A 6,096-nucleotide genomic window follows, 5' to 3' on the forward strand; every position below is an offset into this window, starting at 1 on the left:
AATACAGGACCGCGGACTCCGGTTGAATTCTTCTCACCAGGTGGGTGCCTATCGAGGTTTCATTTTCCCCGCGAATTTCATCATGTTCTGTTGTGTCGTTTTCTCCTGTAACACTGCTCTCCTGTAAGTTTCGTCTCCTCCCCTCCTCTCCCTTCGTCATCCCCTTTCATAGTTCCAGTCGAAACAAAGGGGTCGGGGATTGAGCCACGCTTTTCAAGGATACAAAGAAGTAAAATACGCGGTAAAGGGTACTGGATGGTTCCTATGGAGAGCAATCATCTTAAACCAATCACCGTGACCGGTGCCGTCATCACCGTCTCCTCGACCCGGAAACCGGAGACCGACACCAGCGGGAAGACGCTTATTGACCTCTTCTCCGCCGACGGCATCGAGGTGACCCATTACGCCGTCATCCCCGACGACCTTGCGCGGATCCGCGCCGAGGTCCGTCTCGCACTTTCGCGTGCAACCTGCGTCGTCATCACCGGGGGCACCGGACTCACCCCCGACGATGTGACCATCGAGGCAGTCGCGCCGCTGCTTGAAAAGACCATCGACGGGTTCGGGGAACTCTTCCGGCTGAAGAGTTACGAGGAGATCGGGACCGCCGCGATCCTCTCGCGGGCGATCGCCGGCGTTATCGGCGGCCGTGCGGTCTTCTGCATCCCGGGTTCGACGAAGGCCGTGACGCTTGCCGCACGGGCGATCATCATCCCTGAGATCCGGCACATCCTCACCCACGCCTCGGCGCGCTAGCGATAAACGTCGAGAAGCGCCACCCGCTCGAGGACCAGGTCGCGGAACCGCGCCTCGCCGACGACGGCGATCTCTTCTGCCGTGATCGAGAAGAGGATCGCGAGGCGCGCCCGCTTCGCGGGGTCGAGCTCTTCCCAATCCCCGTCGACGAACGTCACGAGACCGGCAAGGCGGTCCCGGACGCCCGGCGCCGGGGGACAGACCGCGATGTAGGAACGGTTCTCTCCCGGGTGAATCCCGAAGGTCGCGGCCACCTGGCATTGCCGGGTCCCCGCGGCGTAGAGGAGCGCTTCCATCTCGATCGAGTTCGCTATCGCCTCACCGCCGGTCCACGACCGGCAGGCGTGCCGGAGTGCCGTCGTTACATGGTCGCGTCCGGCGATGTGGTCGGCATCAAAGAGGATGATATGGGTCCCGCACGCATCGGCCGCTTCCCGGACCTCGCGCAGGAAACCGACGCTGTCGTCGACGGTAAAAACCGCCTGGTAGATATCGCACGCTGGTTCTGCCATCCTTTATTCACCCGAACCGGAAGAGAGTCGACTGCTCGTCGCCGATCTCCCCGACCTCGTCCCGCGCCCCTTCGAGCTGCTCGAATATCCGGGCGGCGATGCCCTGCCCGAGGATCTTTCCGACCTTCTCCGGCCCGGCTTCGCGGAGCGCCTCGATCGACCCAAGGCCGTTGTTGAAGAGCCGGCGCGCCCGGGCGCGCCCGATCCCGCGAAGCCTGATGAGGGGCAGGAGTTCCTTCTTGATGCCGTGTTTCGTGCGGAGCTCCATCTCCTCAATCGGCCGGACAAGGTGCGGGGCAAAGAGCGCAGCGAGGTGCCGGCTCGCGTGGACCAGCCAGGCGACGCTCTCCACCATCCCGTAGATGTCTCCGGGGCCGACGCTGTAGCGCTCGCAGATCGTGTCTTCCCCGACCTCATCCGCCCAGTCGGCAAGGAGAAGCGCGGTCTTGAGGCTCCGATCGAACTCCTCGCCCGCATCCCAGGGGATCTCCACCCAGAGGTCTTTCCGGTGGTCGGCGAGGAATCGGTCGAGAAGGTACATGTCGTTTCTCCGGACGTAGAGCGTCGGCATATCCGGCGTGGAGCAGAGGAGGTGCAGGAGCCCGATGTCGGTATACTCCTTCTGTCCCGTCATCGCCGTCACGATCACCTCGGCGCTCCGGGGGTCGATATAGAGCCGGGAGACGAGCGACCCGTACTCGGTGGCCTCAAGCCACTCTCCCACCTCGGTGATCATCTCGGCTTCCCGCAGGAACTCGATCACCCGGTGGACCGCCCGCGAGAGCGCGAGCGGGCTCTCGCCCTGGTGGGCGTAGAACGTCCCGTCCATGAACCCCAGCACCTCGCCCGTCTCGCGGGCGAACCCCGTCGCGATGAGCGAGAGGATGTGGGTGCAGAGGACCGCTTCGTCCGCGCACCGGCTCCGGACGTCCTCGGCGGGCGCACCGATGTAGCAGTCGAAGAGTTCGTCGACCATCTCCTCGGCCTTCGCGATCAGGACGGCTTCGCCGTAGGGGTCGAGATGCGGCCGTCCGGCCCGCCCGGCCATCTGCCGGTACTCCCGGACCGGGATCGGGACCATCCCCTCCCCGGCGTTGAACCGGAGGTAGTCGCGGACGATCACCCGCCGGGCGGGGAGGTTCAGGCCGGCCGCGAGCGTCGGCGTCGAGGCGATAGCCTTGATCTGCCCCTCTCGAAACCCTGTTTCAACGATCCGGCGCTCCTCCCGCGAAAGCCCCGCATGGTGGAACGCCGCTCCCTGCGCGACGCAGGCGGCAAGGGTTCTCCCCATATCGGTCGCGGCATTCGAGCGGAGTTTGTCGGCGTACCCGGCGAGGACGGGGTTCGCGAGCTTCAGCCCCGACGCCGCTCGTTTTGCAAACGCCTCGGCGTTTTTACGGGAGCTGACGAAGACCAGGCACTGCCCCCCCTCCGCGACCGTGTCGAGGACGAGGTCGAGGTCCTCGTACTTGCTCCGGCGTTCGACTTCCCGGTCGTGATCGGCGAACCGGATGGTGTCCTGGTAGAAGACTCCCTCCCGGAGGTCGACCGGCCGCCAGTCGCTCTCGACGAGCTCGGCGTCCAGCCACCCGGCGAGGTCCTGCGGGTTGCCGATGGTGGCGGAGAGGGCGATGATCTGCATGCCCGGATTCTTGTGCCGGAGTTTTGCGATCACCATCTCGAGTGTCGCCCCCCGGGAGGAATCGTCGATCAGGTGGACCTCGTCGACGACGAGCATGGTGATCTCGGCAAGCCACGGCGTCCGGTTCCGGAGAAGCGAGTCCACCTTCTCGCTCGTTGCGACGATGATATCGTTTCTTCCCAGGTAGTCGTCCCGCCGGTCGAAGTCGCCGGTGGCGATGCCGACCCGGAGCCCTTTCCCCGAGAACTCCTCGAACTTCTCGCTTGCGAGCGCCCGCAGGGGAACGATGTAGAGGCACTTGCCGCCCCCCTCCACCTGGTGGTGCATCGCCATCTCGGCGACCAGGGTCTTGCCGCTCGCGGTCGGGATGGCAATCAGGAGGTTCTTCCCCGAAAAAAGCCCCGCTTCAACGCAGGCAGCCTGCGGCGGGTAGAGTTCCGTGATCCCCTGCTGAGCGTAGCCGGCCGCAAGCTCCGGCGGGACGGGAAGGTCGGCTATCTCCATGTATACCCCATCATTTCCAGTGCAAATCGCGTATCGTGTGTATTGTCATGGCGGGACCCGGGTCTCGCCCCGGCCCCGTCACGAGTAGTACTCCAGCATCGCCTGTTTGGCTTCCTTCTTCTTCCGGTCGAGGAAGGCGTAGACGTGCTCGTGAGGCACGCCCTGGATCAGCATCTCCACCGCTTTTCTCGTGGTCTCGACCTGATCCGGGAGGCCGATGATCGCGACCGTCTTGCCCTGGACCGAGATCTCCGTGCCGGTCATATCCTCGATCTGGGATCGGGACGTCCCCGCTTTGCCGATGATCCTGCCTCTGAGCCGTTCGAGCTGCCGGGTCGTGCCAGAGAGGTCGGAGAGGTCGATGATGTCGAGCGTCATATCCTCGTCGTCAAGGAGCCGGAACGCGCGCTCCGGCGAGAACCCCCGGTTGATTGCCTGGACGACGTTCTTTGCCGTCATGACGGCGACGGGGTCCTCTCCCTCCATCGTCACCGTCCCTTCCTCGCTGTCGATCCGGAGGGCTATTCCGGTCTTCTCTTCTATCTCGCGTTTTGTGGACCCGCTCTTACCTATGAGCACGCCGATCCTCGCGGCTGAAACTTTCATCTCCTCTGTGGTCATGGTTGCCTTCCTTCTCCCGGTATTCCGGGTTCCCGACGTCCGGTGATCGCGCGGAAGACCTCGTTCTCGTCCGGCACATCACAGTAGCGGGAGAAATACCGATTAAGGTTTCTGATGTCCCGGCTCAGGAATGCGGGCGCCCGGGGATGATCCGGAGTGACCGCCTGTCCCATATCGATCAGGTATGGTTTCTCGTGGTAGAGGATATTGTATTCGGAGAGGTCGGCATGGACCAGGCGGGCCTCCCGATAGAGCCGCTCGACGTAGCCGAGGATCTCGCCGTATACCCCTTTATAATCCTCTATCTCGGCGTTCCGGATCTGCGGGTATGGCGCCTCCCCTTCGCCGAGGAACTCCATCAGGAGGATGTTCCGGTCGAATGCGAGAGGTTCGGGAGCCGGGACTCCCGCGTCGTGCGCCCGGGCGAGGTTGCTGTACTCCTTCTTCGTCCAGGCGAAGATGATGCCTTTGCGCGTCCCCCGGACGCTTGAGAACCGGCGATCTCCCGCCAGGTACCCGGTCATCGCCCTGAAGTTCGCGGTCTGGATGCGGTAGATCTTGATCGCGATCCCCCGCCCGTCATGTTCGCCGTAGAAGACGTTCGCCTCCTTTCCGGTGCTGATCGGGCCGCCGATGACCGATATCAGTTTTCGGTGGACGAGTTTGTAGAGCGCCATGAGGGTGACGTCGTCAAAGACGTCGTCCCGTACCTTCATCGCATCGGCGTCTTTGATCCTGACGCCCATCGCCTCGATCTCGCGGTCGAACCGCTCGTACTCATCTTCGCGGCCCACGGCCGGATCACCTGCTATCGACGTAGTCGTGTACGGGGGTGAGGATATCGACGAGGCAGTCGGCGGTTGCCGATTTCAGGTCCAGGGGGTGGACCTCTCCGGCGGCGTAGGCCCGTTCGAGGTCTTCGTAGGCGGCAAATTCCCGGTCCCCGCCGAACTTTGCGGGCCGGCGGATGGTGACCGTACCGGTCCGGGGGAAGACGTGGTAGCGCAGGATCTGGAGGACCGGGTTATTCTCGACCTCGGGCGGGCAGAACGCCTTCTTCATCTTCTGTCTGATACCCTCTTCGGATTCGGCGACCGATATGACATTTCCGGCCGACGAGGACATCTTCTTTCCGTCGAGGCCGCTGATGATCGGCGTGTGGATGCAGACCGGCGCCGGATACCCGATCGAGGGGAGGTGTTCCCGCGCGAGCATGTGAATCTTTCGCTGGTCGATCCCGCCGACGGCGGCGTCCACGCCGAGGGTCGCGATGTCGACCATCTGCATGATCGGATAGACCATCTGCGAGACCGTGGGGTTCTCCATCTGCCGCCCGACCTCGTCCATGCTCCTCCTCGCCCGGTTGAGGGTGATTGCCTGAGAGAGTTTCAGGACGTTGAGCTCATACTCCGGTGCGAGCTGCACGTTCGACCCGAGGACGTAGTTTGCGCCGCGAAGGCCGAGCCCCTCGAAACAGCGGCGGTTGTACTTGGCGATCTCCCGGATCTCTTCCATGGTTCCCTTGCGGTTCAGGAATGCGTGGAGGTCGGCGATGAGCACGGTCACCTCAAACCCTGCTTTCTGCAGGTCCATCAATTTATTCACCGTCACCATGTGACCGAGGTGGATCTCTCCGCTCGGCTCGTAGCCGGTGTAGACCCGCCTGACCGGACGGTCGATGAGCGCACGCAGTTCCTCGTCGGTGACGACCTCTACGGTATTTCGCGTCACCAGTTCATACGGATCCATTGAAAGAGATGGGTCTGCCGGGGAGTTAAGGGTTCTTCTAGGCGTGCCGACTGCATACGCTTTCATTCCCCACCAGTTGAGTGTTTATCTTGCGGGGGTGAAGGGGGCGGAGCGGGAAGTCCCCGGTCTTTAGGCCGGGGATGACACGGCACAACCCTTTGGGTTGTGCCTGTCAGGAAGATGCAGAGCATCTTCCGTGAAGCGGAACCGCCCTTCCCATAATCAATTTCGATATGATATATTGTTCTATCTGTGTTGCGAGAACCAAGCAACCTGATATCAGGCGCGGAACGCGCCGTTGAGCCTGTGGAC

The 6,096-nt window shown here is 63.0% G+C and carries 6 protein-coding genes; 1 reads left to right on the plus strand and 5 read right to left on the minus strand.

The annotated features are described in order from the left end of the window. Positions 1–264 precede the first annotated feature (264 nt). Positions 265–756, plus strand: a complete 492-nt coding sequence (locus BP737_RS08185; protein WP_292409525.1) for a MogA/MoaB family molybdenum cofactor biosynthesis protein — start codon at positions 265–267, stop codon at positions 754–756. On the opposite strand, the gene cgi121 is transcribed toward BP737_RS08185, so the two are convergent. The 5 genes from cgi121 to BP737_RS08210 form a co-directional block, all read right to left on the minus strand. Continuing rightward, entirely contained in the window at positions 753–1,268 is a 516-nt protein-coding gene (gene cgi121, locus BP737_RS08190) for a KEOPS complex subunit Cgi121 (RefSeq protein WP_292409524.1), read from the minus strand. The two genes, BP737_RS08185 and cgi121, sit on opposite strands and share 4 nt — an antisense overlap. Positions 1,269–1,275: 7 nt before the next feature. Next, positions 1,276–3,414, minus strand: a complete 2,139-nt coding sequence (locus BP737_RS08195; RefSeq protein ID WP_292409523.1) for an ATP-dependent DNA helicase — start codon at positions 3,412–3,414, stop codon at positions 1,276–1,278. Positions 3,415–3,492: 78 nt separating this feature from the next. Continuing rightward, the gene (locus tag BP737_RS08200) at positions 3,493–4,035 is read right to left on the minus strand and encodes a KH domain-containing protein (protein ID WP_292409522.1); all 543 of its coding nucleotides are present in this window, start codon (positions 4,033–4,035) and stop codon (positions 3,493–3,495) included. Beyond that, a complete protein-coding gene (locus tag BP737_RS08205) occupies positions 4,032–4,829 on the minus strand; it encodes a serine protein kinase RIO (RefSeq protein ID WP_292409520.1) in 798 nt (265 codons plus the stop codon). Before BP737_RS08205 ends, BP737_RS08200 begins: the two co-directional genes overlap by 4 nt. A 7-nt stretch (positions 4,830–4,836) precedes the next feature. Beyond that, positions 4,837–5,784 (minus strand): tyrosine--tRNA ligase, encoded by a 948-nt coding sequence (locus BP737_RS08210; protein ID WP_292409518.1) that lies wholly within the window; start codon positions 5,782–5,784, stop codon positions 4,837–4,839. Positions 5,785–6,096 lie beyond the last annotated feature (312 nt).

Origin of the sequence: Methanoculleus sp. UBA291 (assembly GCF_002499755.1) — an archaeon.
Classification (GTDB): domain Archaea; phylum Halobacteriota; class Methanomicrobia; order Methanomicrobiales; family Methanoculleaceae; genus Methanoculleus; species Methanoculleus palmolei.

Excerpts from the sequence above, each read along its gene's own strand:
- BP737_RS08185 (WP_292409525.1), top strand. The coding sequence starts at position 265 with ATGGAGAGCAATCATCTTAAACCAATCACCGTGACCGGTGCCGTCATC.
- BP737_RS08210 (WP_292409518.1), bottom strand. The coding sequence starts at position 5,784 with ATGGATCCGTATGAACTGGTGACGCGAAATACCGTAGAGGTCGTCACC.
- BP737_RS08195 (WP_292409523.1), bottom strand. The coding sequence starts at position 3,414 with ATGGAGATAGCCGACCTTCCCGTCCCGCCGGAGCTTGCGGCCGGCTAC.
- cgi121 (WP_292409524.1), bottom strand. The coding sequence starts at position 1,268 with ATGGCAGAACCAGCGTGCGATATCTACCAGGCGGTTTTTACCGTCGAC.
- BP737_RS08200 (WP_292409522.1), bottom strand. The coding sequence starts at position 4,035 with ATGACCACAGAGGAGATGAAAGTTTCAGCCGCGAGGATCGGCGTGCTC.